This window comes from Streptomyces sp. NPDC033221, assembly GCF_055577005.1.
Genome location: NZ_JBVIQN010000012.1, coordinates 181,643 through 198,187, shown reverse-complemented (window position 1 = coordinate 198,187; position 16,545 = coordinate 181,643). Strand labels below are relative to the sequence as shown.

At 71.4% G+C, this 16,545-nt stretch carries 11 protein-coding genes, 1 tRNA gene and 2 pseudogenes; 3 read left to right on the top strand and 11 right to left on the bottom strand.

The genetic code is table 11. The features are described from left to right. Nucleotides 1–4: 4 nt before the first annotated feature. From ACZ53K_RS18575 to ACZ53K_RS18550, 6 genes and pseudogenes are all read right to left on the bottom strand, one after another. Nucleotides 5–2,071 (bottom strand): ABC transporter ATP-binding protein, encoded by a 2,067-nt coding sequence (locus ACZ53K_RS18575; protein WP_468837393.1) that lies wholly within the window; start codon nucleotides 2,069–2,071, stop codon nucleotides 5–7. A gap of 444 nt (nucleotides 2,072–2,515) precedes the next feature. After that, nucleotides 2,516–3,397 carry a ParB/RepB/Spo0J family partition protein gene (locus tag ACZ53K_RS18570; protein WP_468837391.1) on the bottom strand — a complete coding sequence of 294 codons (882 nt, stop codon included), beginning with the start codon at nucleotides 3,395–3,397 and terminating at the stop codon, nucleotides 2,516–2,518. 596 nt (nucleotides 3,398–3,993) lie between these two features. Then, nucleotides 3,994–4,404 (bottom strand): annotated as a pseudogene (locus tag ACZ53K_RS18565) (winged helix-turn-helix domain-containing protein); the annotation flags it as partial. Between the two features lie 253 nt (nucleotides 4,405–4,657). Next, nucleotides 4,658–5,710, bottom strand: coding sequence for a 3-deoxy-7-phosphoheptulonate synthase (gene aroF / locus ACZ53K_RS18560; RefSeq protein WP_468837389.1), 1,053 nt, complete (start codon nucleotides 5,708–5,710; stop codon nucleotides 4,658–4,660). A 366-nt stretch (nucleotides 5,711–6,076) separates the two neighbouring features. Next, on the bottom strand, nucleotides 6,077–8,968 hold the full coding sequence (locus ACZ53K_RS18555) for a helix-turn-helix transcriptional regulator (RefSeq protein WP_468837386.1): 2,892 nt from the start codon (nucleotides 8,966–8,968) through the stop codon (nucleotides 6,077–6,079). Nucleotides 8,969–9,460: 492 nt separating this feature from the next. Beyond that, nucleotides 9,461–9,545 (bottom strand) — tRNA-Leu (locus ACZ53K_RS18550). 284 nt (nucleotides 9,546–9,829) lie between these two features. Between ACZ53K_RS18550 and ACZ53K_RS18545 the strand changes: the two genes are divergently transcribed. Continuing rightward, a complete protein-coding gene (locus tag ACZ53K_RS18545; RefSeq protein WP_468837521.1) occupies nucleotides 9,830–10,423 on the top strand; it encodes an EF-Tu/IF-2/RF-3 family GTPase in 594 nt (197 codons plus the stop codon). Nucleotides 10,424–10,531: 108 nt separating this feature from the next. On the opposite strand, the pseudogene ACZ53K_RS18540 reads toward ACZ53K_RS18545, so the two are convergent. Further along, nucleotides 10,532–10,669: pseudogene (locus ACZ53K_RS18540) on the bottom strand (XRE family transcriptional regulator); the annotation flags it as partial. Between the two features lie 144 nt (nucleotides 10,670–10,813). Here ACZ53K_RS18540 and ACZ53K_RS18535 point away from each other — a divergent pair. Both ACZ53K_RS18535 and ACZ53K_RS18530 read left to right on the top strand, forming a co-directional pair. Continuing rightward, on the top strand, nucleotides 10,814–11,845 hold the full coding sequence (locus tag ACZ53K_RS18535) for an NAD(P)/FAD-dependent oxidoreductase (protein ID WP_468837383.1): 1,032 nt from the start codon (nucleotides 10,814–10,816) through the stop codon (nucleotides 11,843–11,845). Nucleotides 11,846–11,888: 43 nt separating this feature from the next. Continuing rightward, nucleotides 11,889–12,491, top strand: coding sequence for a class I SAM-dependent methyltransferase (locus ACZ53K_RS18530; protein ID WP_468837380.1), 603 nt, complete (start codon nucleotides 11,889–11,891; stop codon nucleotides 12,489–12,491). Between the two features lie 28 nt (nucleotides 12,492–12,519). Here the strand turns inward: ACZ53K_RS18530 and ACZ53K_RS18525 are convergent, their stop codons facing one another. The 4 genes from ACZ53K_RS18525 to ACZ53K_RS18510 all read right to left on the bottom strand — a co-directional run bounded on the left by ACZ53K_RS18525 (nucleotide 12,520) and on the right by ACZ53K_RS18510 (nucleotide 16,539). Beyond that, nucleotides 12,520–13,176 carry a hypothetical protein gene (locus ACZ53K_RS18525; RefSeq protein WP_468837377.1) on the bottom strand — a complete coding sequence of 219 codons (657 nt, stop codon included), beginning with the start codon at nucleotides 13,174–13,176 and terminating at the stop codon, nucleotides 12,520–12,522. A gap of 255 nt (nucleotides 13,177–13,431) precedes the next feature. Continuing rightward, nucleotides 13,432–13,818 carry a chorismate mutase gene (locus ACZ53K_RS18520; protein WP_468837518.1) on the bottom strand — a complete coding sequence of 129 codons (387 nt, stop codon included), beginning with the start codon at nucleotides 13,816–13,818 and terminating at the stop codon, nucleotides 13,432–13,434. Between the two features lie 86 nt (nucleotides 13,819–13,904). Next, nucleotides 13,905–15,002: a sugar phosphate isomerase/epimerase family protein gene (locus tag ACZ53K_RS18515; RefSeq protein ID WP_468837375.1), complete on the bottom strand. Its 1,098-nt coding sequence runs from the start codon at nucleotides 15,000–15,002 to the stop codon at nucleotides 13,905–13,907. A gap of 127 nt (nucleotides 15,003–15,129) precedes the next feature. After that, on the bottom strand, nucleotides 15,130–16,539 hold the full coding sequence (locus ACZ53K_RS18510; protein WP_468837372.1) for an alkaline phosphatase family protein: 1,410 nt from the start codon (nucleotides 16,537–16,539) through the stop codon (nucleotides 15,130–15,132). Nucleotides 16,540–16,545 lie beyond the last annotated feature (6 nt).

Below are 16,545 nucleotides of genomic sequence, written 5' to 3'. Positions count from 1 at the left end.
CGGTTCAGCGACCGCCCGGGCCCTGACCGGTGGTGTGCCACACGCCCCCGCCCGGAGCACCCCCGTCGTCGGGCCCCGACCCGTCGAAGAAGACCATGCCGCCGGGCGTCATCTGCGGCGCCGCGGCCTCCTGCGGGTGCCGCTCCTCCTCGGGTGCGTCCGGTCCGGGCCCGCTGCCGTTGGCGGCCTGCCGGGCGAACTGCGTGTGGTACAGCTCCGCGTAGAGCCCACCGGCCGCGAGGAGTTCCTCGTGCGTGCCCCGCTCGCGGATGCCGCCCTCGTCGAAGACGAGGATCTGGTCGGCCTCGCGGATGGTGGACAGCCGGTGTGCGATGACGACGGACGTACGGCCGCGCAGCGCCGTCCGCAGGGCCCGCTGGACGGCCGCCTCGGACTCCGAGTCCAGGTGCGCGGTCGCCTCGTCGAGGACGACGATGGAGGGCGCCTTCAGCAGCAGCCGGGCCAGCGCCAGACGCTGCTTCTCACCGCCCGAGAGCCGGTAGCCGCGGTCGCCCGCCACCGTGTCGAGCCCGCTGGGCAGGGAGCTGATCGTGTCCCAGATCTGCGCGGCCCGGCACGCCTCGATCAGCTCCTCCTCGGTGGCGTCGGGGCGGGCGTACGTCAGGTTGTTGCGGATGGTGTCGTGGAAGAGGTGGGCGTCCTGGGACACCACGCCGACGGTCCGGCGCAGCGAGTCCAGGGTGACGTCGCGGAGGTCCTGCCCGGCGATGCGGACACTGCCGGCCGACGGGTCGTACAGCCGCGACACCAGGTGCGTGGCGGTCGTCTTGCCCACACCGGACGGGCCCACCAGGGCGGTGAGCTTGCCGGACGGCGCCGTGAAGCTGATGTCGCGCAGCACCTCGGGCGACTCCTGGGACCGTTCGCCGGCCGGCAGCGCGTTGGACTCCAGGGACGCGAGGGAGACCTCGCTGGCCTTCGGGTAGCGGAAGGACACCCCGTCGAAGGTGATCTCGGGGGCCGCGCCGTCGTCCGGGGCGGGCAGTTCGGTGGCGTCCGGGCGCTCGGTGATCAGCGGCTTCAGGTCGAGCAGTTCGAAGATCCGGTCGAAGCTGACCATCGCGGTGTGCGCCTCGCCCTGGATGCTGGACAGCTGGGTGATCGGCCCGTACAGGCGGGCCAGCAGGGCGGCCAGCGCCACCAGCGTGCCGACCTGGAAGCTCCCGTTGATCACCATGGCGCCGCCGAGGCCGTAGACGAGGGCCGTGATGACGGCGGCGAGCAGCGTCATGATGATGACCGTCAGCCGGCTCAGCACCATCCAGGTGACGCCGACCCGGCGCACCTTCTCCGCGCGCTCGGCGAACAGCCCCGCCTCCTCGCGCGGACGGCCGAAGAGCTTGGAGAGCATCGCGCCCGCCACGTTGAAGCGCTCGCCGATGGTCGCGCCCATCTCGGCGTTCATCTGCATCTGTTCCCGGGAGTAGCGCGTCAGCCGCCGTCCGACCAGCGCGCCGGGAATCATGAACGCCGGCAGGATCACCAGGGCGATCAGGCTGACCAGCCACGACAGGTAGAACATGCTGCCGAGCACCAGGACCAGCGTGAACACGCTGGACAGCGAGCCCAGAAGGGTGCCCAGCGCGTGCTGCGCGCCCACCACGTCCGTGTTGAGCCGGCTGACCAGGGACCCGGTCTGGGTCCGGGTGAAGAAGGCCAGCGGCTGGCGCTGTACGTGGGTGAACGCCTGCACCCGCAGGTCGTAGCTGACGCCCTGGCTGATCCGGCCCGAGTAGTGACTGGCCGCGAGCTGCAGCCCCGCGTCGAGGACGGCGAGCCCCGCGACGATCAGCGAGATGACCGTCAGCACCGTGGTGTTCTTCTGCAGGATGCCGACGTCGATGATCTCCTTGAGGAGCAGCGGCGTGGAGACGATGATCAGCGAGTCCACCACGGTCAGCAGCAGCAACAGGGCCGACTGGCGGGAATGCGGTTTCGCATACGCGAGAATCCGGCGGAGCGTTCCCGGCCGGAGCCGCTGCGAAGCCGTGGAATTTCCCGGGTCGTCGTACGTCGCCAGCATGATGCCCGAGCCTTGTCCGGCAAACATATCAGCGGAAACCTCCTGGGTCGGGATTCCTGGCCATGCGTCGGCCGCATGGGAAAGGCGGCACCCCGAGGGCGCCCGTCGACGTCATATTCGGCGAACTTTCACGAAGACCGGCCGACCGCGACGCGGTGACCGGAAGTTGCCCTGATGCGATGCGCCGTTTCGACGATACCCATATCAACTCGCGCCAGCCAGGCCGCTGGGCCCGGGGCGGCATCAGGGATTTCTCGCCCGTGCCGGAAAAGGTGAAGGTGAATCACCGGCCCATGCTGCGCCGGTTCACCGGAAAACAATGCACGGCGTCAGGTGCCGGGCGGCCCGGCGGGCGGCGCTTTCGCGTGCGCCCGCCGGTACCGACCGTATCGCGCATTTCCATCGGGTGTGACCGGCCCGGACTCCGTCCAACCGGTCGTTTTCCTCACTTGGACACGGTCCGGCCGCCTGTCAGACGGCCTCGGCGACGTTCCGCTCCGCCCGCTGGGCGAAGTCCGCCCACATGTCCGCACATTCACGGGCCAGTTGGGCGATGATGCCGCTGCAGTGCGGAGGAATGTTTGCCATGATGTCGTCCCACTCCTCCGGACTGATCGTGTGAATGCTCAGCAGCCGCAGCAGGGTGCGCCCGGTCTCGCTGAACCGCAGGGCCGGGTCCACCTTGAGGCGGCGTACGACCCCCGTCCGGTCCTGTACGGGCATCCGGACGGGCGCCGGGGCGTCACCGCCGTCACCCGCGCCGGCCGGCCCGGCGGCCACCTGTTCCTGCTGCGCCCGCGCCGGCCGGCCCCGCCCCTTCAGGAGCGGCTCCTCGCCCCGGCGCAGCCGGTTGCGCACGTCGCGCGCCGTCTCGGGCGAGATCCCGGACGCCCGCGCGATCTGCCGCAGCGACAGGCCGGGGTTCTCGGCGATGAGGTTGCCGGCGAGCCGGCGGCCCTCGGCGCCGTTGAGCGGCCGGAAGCGGCCGTCCTGACCGATCCTGCCGCGGCCCGCCGCCGCGGCGCCGGACACCCGCCGGCGGATCTCCGCGACGGTGCCCGGTGCGATACCGGTGACCGAGGCGATCATCCGGTCCGACCACAACGGGTGGGAGCGGATGATGCGTTCGGCCGCGTTCTTGCGGTCCGCCATGGACAGCGGAAGGCCGTGCGTGATGTTCGACTCGACGGCGAGGACGAAGGCGTCCGCCTCGTCCCCGTCGAAGAACCGCACCGCGATCTTGTCGTCGCCGCGCCGTTCGGCGGCTCGCAGGCGGTGTACTCCGTCGATGACCCGCATCGTCGCGCGGTGCGCGATGATGGGCGGCAACGGCGCCTGTGCCACCGTCAGCATTTCCACATGTTCCGAATCTTCCCCGGATATACGCGGAGAACCGGCCACCGAGAGTGAATCGATCTCCACTTCGACGACCGTCTGCATATCCAGGTGCGCCTGCCCAGGTTCCACTCCAGGCTCCTCGCGTTGTGATTCCCCCGTGCGCAAGCTCGCGCTGACGCACCCTAACGACGTACGGCAGGCCCGTGCATCGGCGATGCCCGTAGGAGTCGGACATCGCCAGGCCGTTCAGGCGTGGCACCCACCCCCGCTTCTCGACCCGCTACAACTCCTGGCGGGGGAGGAAGGTTCCCGCACCGCAGAAATCGTCCGACGCGAAGCGGAACAGATATGCAAACAAACCATCTTCCCCCATTCAGATACATACTCTAACAGTGCCTTTATCTACGGGGCACCCCTACCTGACGCACCTGAACCCGCAATGTCGCATTCCGCATGACACCGGAATCGGGCCGCTCGCGGACGGTGTCCGCCACCGGAACATTCGCATACGCCATTTCCGATCATTCGGTCCGCCGCGGCCCCGGCGGGCGCCCGCCGCGCCCGTCCTCCACCCGCGCCCAGCCGCCGGCCTCCCGGCCTTCCCCGCCCACGGCCGGGGCCACATGGACCCACCCGTGACGGCGCATCAGTTTGCGTACGCCCTGAATCGTGTACGTGACGTGGAAACGCCGCGCGATCACGGTCTGGATGCGCTCCAGGGTCCAGCGCCGCCCCGGCCAGCCGTAGGCCGCCGGCCCCCTGGCCAGTTCCGCCTCCAGCTGGCGGAACTGGGCCGGGCTCAGCCGCGGCCTGGACGCCGGCCCCTTCGAGCCCAGCGCCCGCTCCCCCGCCCCCTGCCAGGATCTGCGCCACCGCTGCACCGACCGCACACTGACCCGCAGGTCCCTGGCGATCACCATGTTGGTCTCGCCCCGCGCGAACCGCTCGACCGCCTTCAGCCGCAGCCGTTCGCGGAACTCCCGCCGCTCGGCGGTCAGTCCGCCGCCCTGTGCGTATCGCATCTCTCCGGCATACCGCAGGACGGGCGATACGTCAGCCTCCGGCGACATCACGGGTTCAGCACCGGTACCCCTATCGCGGCGGGCGCCGTGCACCGGGGAACACCGGTTCCCGGACGCCTCACACGTCCGGCCGTACGCGCGACAATTGGCCTGTACCAAGCGGCCGGACGGTGGGTCGTGTGCGCTTCGTCCGGCCGCCCGTCGGGGTACCCCTACCGGCGGTGCGCACCCCCGCCGACGGGGGCCGGGCACCTCAGGACGCGGCCGCGGCGGCGGCTTGCGGCAACGGCTGCGTGAGCGTCCGGCCCATCAGCGGCGACAGGATCGCGGCCGTATCGGCGATCTCCCGCATGTCGGCCTCCAGCAGCGCCTGGTCACCGTCGCACCGCGCCGTCTCCGGCGCCGGATGCACGTCGATCATGACGCCGTCCGCACCGACCGCCAGCGCCGCCCGCATCAGCGGCAGGACCAGCTCCCGGCGGCCGCCGGAGTGCGACGGGTCCACGATCACCGGCAGGTGCGACAGCCGCTGGACCACCGGCACCGCACTGATGTCCAGCGTGTTGCGGGTCGCGGTCTCGAACGTACGGATACCGCGCTCGCACAGCACGATGTCCAGGTTGCCGCGCTGCGCGATGTACTCGGCGGCCATCAGCCACTCGTCGATGGTCGCGCCGAACCCGCGCTTGAGCAGCACGGGCTTGCCCGCCGAACCCACCGCCTGGAGCAGTGCGAAGTTCTGCATGTTGCGGGTGCCGATCTGGAGCATGTCCGCGTAGGAGGCGACGAGTTCGACGCTGCCGGGGTCAATGATCTCGGTGACCACCGGCAGCCCCGTCTCGGCCCGCACCTCGGCGAGGATGCGCAGCCCCTCTTCGCCCAGCCCCTGGTAGGCGTACGGCGAGGTGCGCGGCTTGAACGCGCCGCCGCGCAGCATCGACGCCCCGGCCGCCTGGGCCATCCGCGCCGCGGCGAGCGTCTGCTCGGCGGACTCCACCGCGCACGGGCCCGCGATGACGGACAGGGTGTCGGGCCCGATCGGCACGCCGCCGACCCGCACGACCGACCGCGCGGGGTGGTGCTCCCGGCTGACCAGCTTGTGCGGCACGGAGATCCGTACGACGTCGAGAACCCCCTTGCGGCTGCGCAGGTTGAGCGCCTCGAACTCGTCCACGTCCCCGACGAGACCGACGATCGTCCGGGTCACCCCCCTGCTGACGAAGGCATCACCACCCGCCGAGCGCACCAGGCCGACGACGGCGTCGACATCCTCCTGCGTGGCCCCTGGGGCCATCACCACCACCATGAGGGGTTCCTCCCGTTGATGACCGGCACCGGCCGGCCGGATGTGATTGACGAGCAACCGGCGCACGTCCGCACCGCCGTGCGCCGGACCGGCTGCCGGGGTTCGGGAAGGCCGCCCGGCCGCACTCCGCGGCACCCTTTACGCGGCCCCCGCGCGGTCCCGGAACCTCCCGGGACCGACCCTGGTACGCGCACATCCGCCAACCCCGGCCGAGCCGCCCTTCAGGAGCAACTAACGTTCATTCCAACGGAGTTCACGAGATGTGGTATCGGCGTCAATCATTCCACACGCGCTCGCCGGACTGTCCAACCGCGCAACATCCACCACGGCACCGCACGCCCGCTCACCGCCCGGCCTCGGGCCCGCCTACCCGGCACGCAGACAGTCCCGCGGCGAGCCGTCACCGCACCCCTCCAGTCCGGCCCCCTCCAGGGGGTCCTGCTCCAGCCGCGTCGCCAGATCGGTACGGCGCTGCACGCCCAGCTTCCGGTACGCCCTGGTCAGATGCTGCTCCACGGTGCTGATCGTGATGAACAGCGACCCCGCGATCTGCCGGTTGGTGTATCCACGGGCGGCAAGCGTCGCGACCCGCAGCTCCGCACCGCTCAGCTCGGCCGGCGAACGGCCCGTACCGCCCGCACCGGACCGCTCGGGCGGGCAGGCGCTCGCCGCGCCGACCGGCGAGGCCTTGAGGACGGGCGCCTTGATGCCGCACTCCCGCATCAGCTGCTGCGCCTTGCGCGCCGCGGCCCGCGCCCGGCCGTCGTCGTTCCCGTCCCAGTGGCTGTACGACAGTTCCGCCATCGCGTACGCCAGCTCCAGCCGGTGCCCGCTGCGCTGCAGGATGTCCATCGCCTCACCGAGGAGCCGCGGCCGGTCCGCGCGCTCGGCCAGCGTCGCCAGCACCCGCAGCGCGACGCCCCGCGTCCACAGCGGGCGGGGCCCGGTACGGGTCAGCTCCTCCTCCAGCAGCGCACGGGCGCGGCGGTCGTCCCCCAGCGAGACGTGCACTTGCGCGGCGTCGGTCCGCCACGGCACCAGGGCGGACAGATCGAGGCGCCACCTCGCCATCAGGTCCCCGCAGCGGTGGAAGTCCTCCAGCGCGACGTACGGCCGGCCGGCGGCGAGGTGGTAATGGCCGCGCGCCCAGAGATACAGCAGCCCGCCGGGCGTCCGGAACGCCGCGTCGGGCACGGGGACGTCGAGGTGCGCCGCCGCCTCGCCCAGCCGCCCCATGGCGGCCTTCGTGTACAGCAGCGCGGCGACCGGGGCGGCGACGGCCGCCCCCCACCCTTCGGGCGGGACCACGGTGAGCGCGGTGTGCGCCGACTCCTCCGCCGCGACCAGCTCACCGAGCCTGATCTCGATGAACGCCTTGGCCGAGGCGAACAGCGCCTGCCACATCGGCGTCCGGTGCTCGCGCGCCTCCGCGAGGAGGATGTCGCACCAGCGGGCGGCCTCCCGCAGCCCGTCGGCGACGATGAGCGCGACCAGCGCCGCCAGGCCCGCCGCCGGGGTGCGGTCCTCCGGGCGGGTCTCCTGGAGGATCCGTTCCGCGCGGCCGGTCACGTCCCCGGCCGCCCCCTGGTCCAGTACGGAAGCCATCAGGGCGAGCGCGCGCTGCTGGGTGTCCTGCTCGGGCGTCAGACCGGGCGCCCGCAGCCCGGTGGCCACACTCCGGTACGGGCCTGCGGCCGCCTCGGCGCGGTACGTCCCGGCCACCCCCGGATACCCGTAAGCGAACCAGAGCCGCGCCGGCTCCAGCACCAGACCGCCAAGCCCCCTTGCCTCCCCCTCAACGACACGGAGAACATCCAACGCATCATCCGCCCTGCCGAACCACAGCAACTGGCCGACCAGCGCTTTCATGTCACGAGCCGAGAGCATCCCGGTCAGCGCGGCGTCGGTGAGCGCCGGGAGATGCTGTACGACGGCGGACGGATCGACCCGCCACCCCGCCCGCACCAGCGCCGTCCTGACCTTGAGCATCTGCTGCTCGTCCGCGCAGCTGCCCCTGGCCACGCGCAGGCAGTCCAGCGCGGGCCCCACCTCGTCACGCGCCAGCGCCGCCTCGGCCGCCTCCAGCAGTACGGGCAGCGCCCACGGGGCGTCCACGGTCCCGGCGGCGACCAGGTGGCGGGCCAGTACGGCCGCCGGAGCGCCGTGCTCGAACAGCACCTGGGCCACGCGAGCCTCCAGGCGCGCGCTGTGCGGCGCCGCCCGGCGCAGCACCGCCGCCCGGCCCGCCTCGTGGCGGAACCGGCCGGAGGCGAGCAGCCCCATGTCGTGCAGGGCCCGCAGACCACGTTGACCGACCGGACGGGACACTCCGAGCAGCTCGGCGACGTCCACCCGCGCGGCCCGCTCCCCGAGCACCGCCAACAGCCACGCCGTACGGCGTGTAAGAACCTCACTGCGGCCCAGACACAGCGCCACGGCACGTTCGTACGCCTCCCCCGGCACCAGCTCGGCACTCCCGGCCCGGTCCGCGTCCGCGTCCGCGTAATCGTCCAGCAGCGCCCGCATCAGTAGCGGACTGCCGCCGCTCAGCTGCTGGAATTCCGCCACGGGCGGGGCGGATCGCCGCCCTTTTCGCCCGGCGGCCATCATGGCGACGACACCGTCCCGCGGCAATGGCCCGACATGCAGGAACCGGCACGCCGGACGCCGCAGCAATTCCCGCCGCGCCGGACCGTCCTCCCACTCCGTACCACTGCTTTCCCCGAGAACCACCAGAATCCGGCTGACATCCAGCCGCCGCACCATATACAACACGCATTCCAGCGAATAGGCATCGGCCTGGTGGACATCATCGATACACACCACGACCGGCCGTTTCCTGGCCTGGGCGAACAGAATGCCGCACACCCGCGGAAAGACGTTCACCGCCACTTCCGCCGGAATCGCCCCCTCGGCCGCCCGCACCGGCGCCCCTTCAACCGCCCGCACCGGCGCGCCGCCACCACCGGCCGGCGGCGGCAGCCACACCACCGGTTCCGCCCCCGCACCGGCCAGCTCCGCGGTACGCAACAGCTGCCCGGCCACCCGCAGCGGCACGCCCTTCTCCCCGGCGGCCGCGGTGGCCTGCAGCCACAGCGCGCCCGTGGGCGCGGCCCGCTCCCGAAAGGCGCGCAGCAGCGCCGTCTTCCCGGCGCCCACCGCGCCGCTGACCACGACCACTCCCCCGCGCCCGGCGGCGCAGGCGTCCAGCAGACCCTCCAGGACGGAGAGCTCCGCGTCCCGCTCCACCAACTTCATGAGCCGGTTCACCCCCGTATCCGGACTCCCGTTGTTCAGTTGGACAGATACCCAGTCGCGACCGACCCTTCGGCTCCAACAGTCACAGGAAATCCACACACACAGGCCGGTTATCCCCGACCTCCGGAACAGCCGCCACCCGTGTCCGCACCCCGGCGCCGACCGCCCCGCCGAACATGTTCCTTATTACCTCAACATTACCCCGGCCCGGCTCCCCGACCAGGCCACTCCGGGAGGCATTTCAGGAGTCCACCATTCCCTTCCGGCCCACCCCACGCGACCTTTCCCAAAACCCTTACTACGAGTAACGAAAAGCCCCGAAAAGCAACCCCCAGCCCCACCCCACAACAATCCACCAAGCCCCGTGCACCCCACTACCCCGCCCACCCCCCTGGCCCCGACGGCACCAGTCCGCGCACCCGTCACCCGGGCCCCGGAGTCGGCCAACGACAAAACCCCACGGTCCGCGGGGGACCGTGGGGTGGTGTTGTGTGTCCGAGGGGGGACTTGAACCCCCACGCCCGATAAAGGGCACTAGCACCTCAAGCTAGCGCGTCTGCCATTCCGCCACCCGGACCAGGTGTCGTGTTCGCGGGGCGTTCCCCGCGGCGACATGGACAACAATACCAAGGTTTCGGAGTGGGTTTCACCTGCGTATCCACCCGAGGCCATAAGCGCAGGTTATGAGGCGTGCCGGGCGCCCCGAACGAGTGACCCGAACCGGTCGGCGTTCACCACCCGCAGACGCCCTTCGGGGCGGCCGATGCCCCGTTGGTAGCCTCCGGTACCTGTCCGCGGTGGTCGCGGGCGGATGTCCGAGGAGGTGCGGGCTCGTGTGGGACGGATCGCCCAGTCGGCAGGCTGACGCCTCGGAGAGCCCCTTCCTCATGTCTGGTCGAAGACGTCTTCGACCGGAATCAGGGCAGGCAGGTCTGGGCCACGGGCCGGATCGAGCGCGGCCGGGTACGTATGGGGGACGAGGTGGAGCTCGTCGGCTCCGGCGGCGGTGCGACCGCCGTCGTCGTGGACATCGACGCCGCCCACCAGCACCTCGACGAGGCCGGTTCGGGCATGAACGTGGCTCTGCTGCTGCCCGGAGCGGCGGCGGAAACCCTGGAGCGGGGGCAGGTGCTCGCGGCCCCGGGCTCGATCGGCGCCCGTACCGGCTTCACGGCGGACGTCACGCTGCTGTCGGAAGCGGCGGGCGGCGCGGAGACACACGCTGGCCGGCGCCTGCAATTCCACCTCCGCAGTGCCGCCGTGTCGGGCGTGGTGACACCGGGGACGGGCCTCGGCAGCGCCGCCCACGGCACCGACGTACTGCGCCCGCTCCACCTGGGCACGCTGACCGCCGTACTCGAACAGCCCGTAGCCCTGGAGGTGGGCCAGCCCTTCTCCTTCCGCCACCACGGTCGTGCCGCCGGCACCGGCACGGTGACTCGGCTCCTGCACTGACCCGCACCGAGCCGCTGAACCGCCTCCCGGGTCTCGTTCACCCCTCGCGTGAACGGGGCCCCGCGGGTCGAGGTCGGCCGGGGCACCGACCAGTTCCTCGAACGGCATCCGGTAGGCCGTGGCCGGCGGCAGCAGCAGTTCGAGGCCCGGTTTACGGCGTCCGGACTCCAGCCGGCACAGAGCGCTGACCGGGATACCGGTGGCCTCCGACAAGGCGGTCAGGATGACTCCGCTGCGGCGTCGCAGCTCACGCAGCGAGGCCCGGCCGCGGCCAGCGCGGCGTCGAGCTCGTCACTCTCCCCTTCACCGCGCCCTCGTTTTGCGGTTTCCGCAAAGAACTTTGCCGGATTGCCGAGGGAGGGAGCACGTTGGGGACCGGAGGTGGTCACGATGACCCGAAACATCCGGCCCGACAGCGGCGGCCGGTACGACGTGGTGATCGTCGGTGGCGGTCCGGCAGGCTTGAGCGCGGCGCTCATGCTGGGACGCGCCCGACGGTCGGTACTGGTGATCGACGCGGGTGAGCCGCGCAACGCGCCCGCCGCGCACATGCACGGCTTCCTCTCCCGTGACGGCGCGCCGCCCGGTGACCTGCTGGAGGCGGGCCGGCGGGAGGTGGCCGCCTACGGGGTCGAGACGCAGGCCGGACGGGTGCTGTCAGCGGCACGGGACGGCGACGGGTTCACGGTCAGCACCGACTCCGGCCGCACCGTACGGGCGCGGCGGCTCCTGGTGACCACCGGGTTCACCGACGAACTGCCCGACGTCCCCGGCCTGGCCCCACGCTGGGGCCGCGACGTACTGCACTGCCCGTACTGCCACGGCTGGGAGGTCCGCGACCAGCCGATCGGTGTCCTGTCCACCGGTCCGATGGGCGTGCACCAGGCCTTGCTGTTCCGCCAGTGGACCGACCGGCTCACCCTGCTGCTGCACACCGGCCCCCGCCCCACCGACGAGGAGTCCGAGCAACTGGCCGCACGCGACATCGCAGTCGTACCCGGCGAGGTGACCGGCCTGGAGGTCTCCGAGGACCGCCTCACCGGTGCCCGCCTGCGCACCGGCGAGGTGATCCCGCTACGGGCACTGACCGTGGCCCCGCGCGCCGTGCCGCGCGCCGCGTTCCTGGACTCCCTCGGGCTGACCCCCACCCCGCACCCGAGCGGCCTCGGCTCGTACATCGCCGCCGAACCGAGCGGTCTGACGCCCGTGCCGGGCGTATGGGCCGCGGGCAACGCCGCCGACCTCACCGCGAATGTCCTCGCGGCGGCCGCCGCCGGCTCGGCCGCGGCGGGATCGATCAACGCCGACCTCGTCGCGGACGACACCCGCCGCGCGGTACGAGCCCGCAGGGACCCCTTCTCGGCCGAGTCCGAAGCCCGCGTCTGTGAACTGGTCACCGGCGACCGGCGCCACGGCCTGTGACCAAACATCCCGACCGCCCCAACGGCTGATCTCAGGAGAACTCATGGACGCCCAGTTCTGGAACGACAGATACCTCACCCGCGACCAGCTCTTCAGCGGCGCGCCCAACGGAGTGCTCGTCACCGAGGTCACCGGTCTGGCACCGGGCCAGGCACTCGACGTGGGGTGCGGTGAGGGCGGCGACGCACTGTGGCTCGCCCGGCAAGGCTGGCAGGTCACCGGGGTCGACATCTCCGACGTCGCCCTGCGGCGCGCCGCCGAAGCCGCCGCGGACGTCAGCGCCCGCGTCGCGTGGGCCCGGGCCGACCTGACCATCACGCCGCCCCCGGCCGGCGCGTTCGACCTGGTGTCCGTCCAGTACTTCCCGCTCCCGCACCAGCCGGACCACACCGCGCTGCGCGGCCTGCTGGCCGCCGTCGCCCCCGGCGGCACCCTGCTCTTCGTCGGCCACGATCTCGCCGATCTGCCCCCGCGGCAGGAGTCCGGCTTCGACCCCTACGCCTATTACCAGCCCGCCGACATCGCCCGGCTCCTCACCCCCGACTGGACCGTACAGATCAACGAAACCCGCCCCCGGACCGTTCCCGCACCGCCCGGAACGCCCCACACCCACGACACCGTCCTACGAGCCCAACGCTCGCGCTGACCCGGCACCCCAGAATCAGGGCTTCCCCCTAACACCCCTCTTCGAATTTCACCGCTTCCAGCGTCACCGGCTGTCCGTCCAACTTCGTACCCGCCGCCGGTTCCTGGCGGCATACCTTCCAGTTGGATTCCACGAGAACCATCCGGCCGCGCCCCGAAGCGTCTTTCACCGTAAGGCTGGTATTGGCGGCGAGAGCGCGCCGGGCGACCTTGACCGACTTGTCACGGAAATCAGGCATGGCAGACGCGGCCGCGGCGGACTCATCCGCCGCGGTCCCTGCCCCGGCATCGGTTTCGGGGCAGGACTCCGCCAGTTTCACCGCACCGAAGTCCACCGTCTTACGGGTATCGGCCTGGCCAGGGCCGGGAGTCTGCGTGCAGACCTTCCAATTCCGGTCGAACGCCTGGGCACGCCCACGCCCGAGGGCATCGTGACTGCGCAACACCCGGAATCCGGCCGCCTGCGCGGAGTCCTGCGCGCTCTGCAGCCCCTTCCCCACCAGGTCGGGCAGTACGGCTTTACGCTCCGGGGCGGGACCCGGCGTGGTCTCCGCCGCGACACTCGGCTCCGCCGCGGCCTTGGTGTGCGAGGCCCCGCTCCCGTCGGCGCTCCCGGAGGGCTGACAGGCGGCAAGCCCGAGACAGAGCGCCGCGAGGGCGGCGGCGGTGACGGTGGTGCGATGCATGGGTCCCCCAGTACGGGAAGGACGCCGGTACCGTTGCCGGTACGGTTATGGCGCCGTAACAGGCCGTGACGGAGGTGAGACCGCTGATCGCCGGCGAGGGTTGTACGGGAGTGCCGGGGGAATTCTTGTTCGTGCCGGAGCCCTCCTGGCGGGATTCCGCGCTCACACCGGACAGCGAGCCGTCCGCCTTACCGTCCTCGGTGGTCACCACGTAGTGGGGCGTGGTTCGCGAAGCGGCTTTGCGCCTCGAAGGGGTCAGCTGATGGGCACGTCGCGCCGGCCCGGGACGTCGTCGTCCGCGCCCAGCCCCTGATCCGCGATGGCCTTGTGGTGGCGAACGACCTCGCCGATGATGAAATTCAGGAATTTCTCGGCGAAAGCCGGATCCAACTTGGCGTCCTCGGCCAATGTGCGCAGACGGGCGATCTGGGTGGCCTCGCGGGCCGGGTCGGCGGGCGGGAGATTGTGGCGGGCCTTGAGTTCGCCGACCTGCTGGGTGCACTTGAAGCGCTCGGCGAGCAGATGCACCAGTGCGGCGTCCAGGTTGTCGATGCTTCCGCGCAGGTAGATCAGGCGCTCGCGCGCCTCCTCGTCGGCGACGGAGGTCGCGTCGCCCGCCTGTGATGCGGTCCCCTCGCTCATGTGCGTCTCGCCCATCTGGTCGTACCGGTCTGCCCCGGTCGGGTCATGCTGATCCTGTGCACACTACCCGGCCACGGGCGAACGGCTTAACCGCGCGGTGCGCGCAGGCCCCGTAGATGGCGGGCGGAGCGGCGGGCCGTCGAGAGGGAGCCGGCCGGGTTGGCGGCCGGGTCCACCGCGTCGTCCCGCTCGACGATCCAGTGGGCGGAGCGGCAGCCACGGCGGCGTTCCAACGCCGAGATGAAGCGGCGGTAATCGATGTCGCCGTCGCCGACGTCCACCATGCGGTAGCCATCCTGGGTGGCGGTGTCGTGCTCGCCGTCCTTGACGTGGAAGAGGGGGTAGCGGGCGGGTGCCCGCAGCACGTAGCCGAGGGGTTCGAAGGGGGCGGGGGTGCCGTCCGGGCGGCGGGAGAAACGATACTGCGCCACCTGGGCCCAGAAGATGTCCATCTCGAAAAAGACCAGCTGGGGGTCGGTCTCCGCGAGCAGGACGTCGTAAAGCCGGACGCGCGGGTCGTCGGTGGCGAAAGCGAATTCCTCGGCGTGGTTGTGGTGGTAGAAACGCATTCCGCGGTCCCGGGCGGCAGCACCGTACGCGTTGAATTCGGCGGCGGCCCGTTTCCAGGCGTCGACGGTGTCGCCGTACCGGTCGGGGCTCGACGGCGTGCCGATGTACGGGAGGCCCAGGGCCTCGGCGTCGTCGAGAACCTTGGTCAGGGCGGTGGCGAACGTGTACACGGTGGGGTCGGCCGACGCGTATCCGACATGACTGCCGATGCCGCGCAGACCGTTCTCCCTGAGGAGCCGCCTGAGCCGGGACAGGGTGATCGCGCCGGCGGAGCCCTGGGTGTAACCGGCGAACTCGACCTCGTCGTAGCCATGACAGGCGAGCTCCTCGAAGACACGGGCGAAGCCGAGGGACGAGGTCTGGTCGCGGAGTGTGTAGAGCTGAATGCCGAGGCGGCCGCGCGGGAGTACGGGGCCGTGGGGGTGCCGGGCGGGGTTCGCCGGTGCGGTGGGACGGGTGGTGTCCTGCTGGGCGGCGAGCGCCTGGCCGGTTCCGGAGCCGAGGAGGGCGGCTGCGGAGGCGCCGGCGGCCACGCCGAGGAAACCGCGACGGTGGAGGGCCTGTCTGAGGGCGGTTCGCTGGGGGGCGTCGTGGTGGGATGGGCGAGAGGGCATGGTGGGTGGGCTCCTTTGTTCTGGGGATTTTGTTCTAGAGGCTCTGTTCTGGGGATTGTTCTGGAAGCTCTGTTCTGGGTGGTTGGTGTGTCGGCAGCTTGGTGCTGAGTGGTTGTGGGGTGCGTTGTCAGTGGGTGCGGGCAAGATGAAGAAGCAGGGACTTCACGTCGGTGGCGGCGAAGGGGGTGGGCAGGGGTGCGTCGGGTGCGGAGCAGATGAGGACCGGGCCGTCGGCCGGATCGGCTCCGGGCGCGGGGAGCAGGCCATGGCTGCCGCGTACGGGCTCGGGGGCGAGCGGGACGACCGCCATGCGGTAGCGCAGGCCGGCCTTCTTGCGGGCCAGGGCGGTCGCCGCGCGCAGCCGTACGTACGGGTCGCGAGGATCCATGAAGAGTTCGGCCGGGTCGTAGCCGGGTTTGCGGTGGATGTCGACGAGGCGCGCGAAGTCGGGGGCGCGGGCATCGTCGAGCCAGTAGTAGTACGTGAACCAGGCGTCGGGCTCGGCGAGGGCGACGAGTTCGCCGGAGCGGGGGTGGTCGAGGCCGTGCGCCTTCTTGCCCTCGTCGTCGAGCAGCCGGTCCAGGCCGCGCAGGCCGGTCAGGGCCGCGCGGGTCGCGTCGAGGTCTTCGGGACGGCGTACGTATATGTGCGCGATCTGGTGGTCGGCGACGGCGAAGGCACGGGAAGCGGTGGGGTCCAGGTATTCCATCCCGTCCTGCGTGTGCACTTCCAGCAGGCCGGCGCGGCGCAGGGCGCGGTTGACGTCCACGGGGCGGCGGGCGGGCCGGATGCCGTATTCGGACAGGGCGACGACCGTGACGCCCGCGCTGCGGGCGTCGGCCAGGAGGGGGCCGATGACGGTGTCCAGTGCGGCGGCGGCCGCGGCGGCGCGGGGGTCGTCGGGGCCGTACCGCTGCAGGTCGTAGTCAAGGTGCGGGAGGTAGCAGAGGGTGAGGTCGGGACGGCGGGTGCGGAGCAGGTGACGGGTCGCGTCGGCGATCCACTGTGAGGAGGGGAGGGAGGCGGTGGGCCCCCAGTAGGTGAAGAGGGGGAAGGTGCCGAAGCAGCCGGTGAGTTCGTCGTGGAGGGACGGTGGCCGGGTGTAACAGTCGGGTTCCTTGCGGCCGTCGGCGTAATAGACGGGACGTGGGGTGACGGTCCAGTCGGTGCCGGCGCCCATGGCGTACCACCAGCAGACGTTGGCGACGGTGTAACCCGGGTGTTCGCGGCGGGCGGTGTCCCAGATCTTGTCGCCTTCGACGAGGGCGTTGTGCTGGCGCCACAGGTGCACTTCGCCGACGTCGCGGAAGTACCAGCCGTTGCCGACGACACCGTGCTGGGCGGGTGTCGTACCGGTGAGGAAGGTGGACTGGACCGTGCAGGTGACGGCGGGCAGGACCGTCTGCAAAGCGGTGTACGCACCGGCTTCGGCGAGCGCGTTGAGGTGCGGCATGTGGGCGAGGAGGCGGGGGGTGAGGCCGACGACGTCCAGGACGAGCAGGCGGTTCGGTGCTGCGCTCGTTTGGGATTCGCTCATGGGAGC

Bases quoted from the DNA above. Each gene is read 5' to 3' on its own strand.
- ACZ53K_RS18575 (WP_468837393.1), bottom strand. From the start codon at position 2,071: ATGTTTGCCGGACAAGGCTCGGGCATCATGCTGGCGACGTACGACGAC.
- ACZ53K_RS18570 (WP_468837391.1), bottom strand. From the start codon at position 3,397: ATGCTGACGGTGGCACAGGCGCCGTTGCCGCCCATCATCGCGCACCGC.
- aroF (WP_468837389.1), bottom strand. From the start codon at position 5,710: ATGGTGGTGGTGATGGCCCCAGGGGCCACGCAGGAGGATGTCGACGCC.
- ACZ53K_RS18555 (WP_468837386.1), bottom strand. From the start codon at position 8,968: ATGAAGTTGGTGGAGCGGGACGCGGAGCTCTCCGTCCTGGAGGGTCTG.
- ACZ53K_RS18535 (WP_468837383.1), top strand. From the start codon at position 10,814: ATGACCCGAAACATCCGGCCCGACAGCGGCGGCCGGTACGACGTGGTG.
- ACZ53K_RS18530 (WP_468837380.1), top strand. From the start codon at position 11,889: ATGGACGCCCAGTTCTGGAACGACAGATACCTCACCCGCGACCAGCTC.
- ACZ53K_RS18525 (WP_468837377.1), bottom strand. From the start codon at position 13,176: ATGCATCGCACCACCGTCACCGCCGCCGCCCTCGCGGCGCTCTGTCTC.
- ACZ53K_RS18520 (WP_468837518.1), bottom strand. From the start codon at position 13,818: ATGAGCGAGGGGACCGCATCACAGGCGGGCGACGCGACCTCCGTCGCC.
- ACZ53K_RS18515 (WP_468837375.1), bottom strand. From the start codon at position 15,002: ATGCCCTCTCGCCCATCCCACCACGACGCCCCCCAGCGAACCGCCCTC.
- ACZ53K_RS18510 (WP_468837372.1), bottom strand. From the start codon at position 16,539: ATGAGCGAATCCCAAACGAGCGCAGCACCGAACCGCCTGCTCGTCCTG.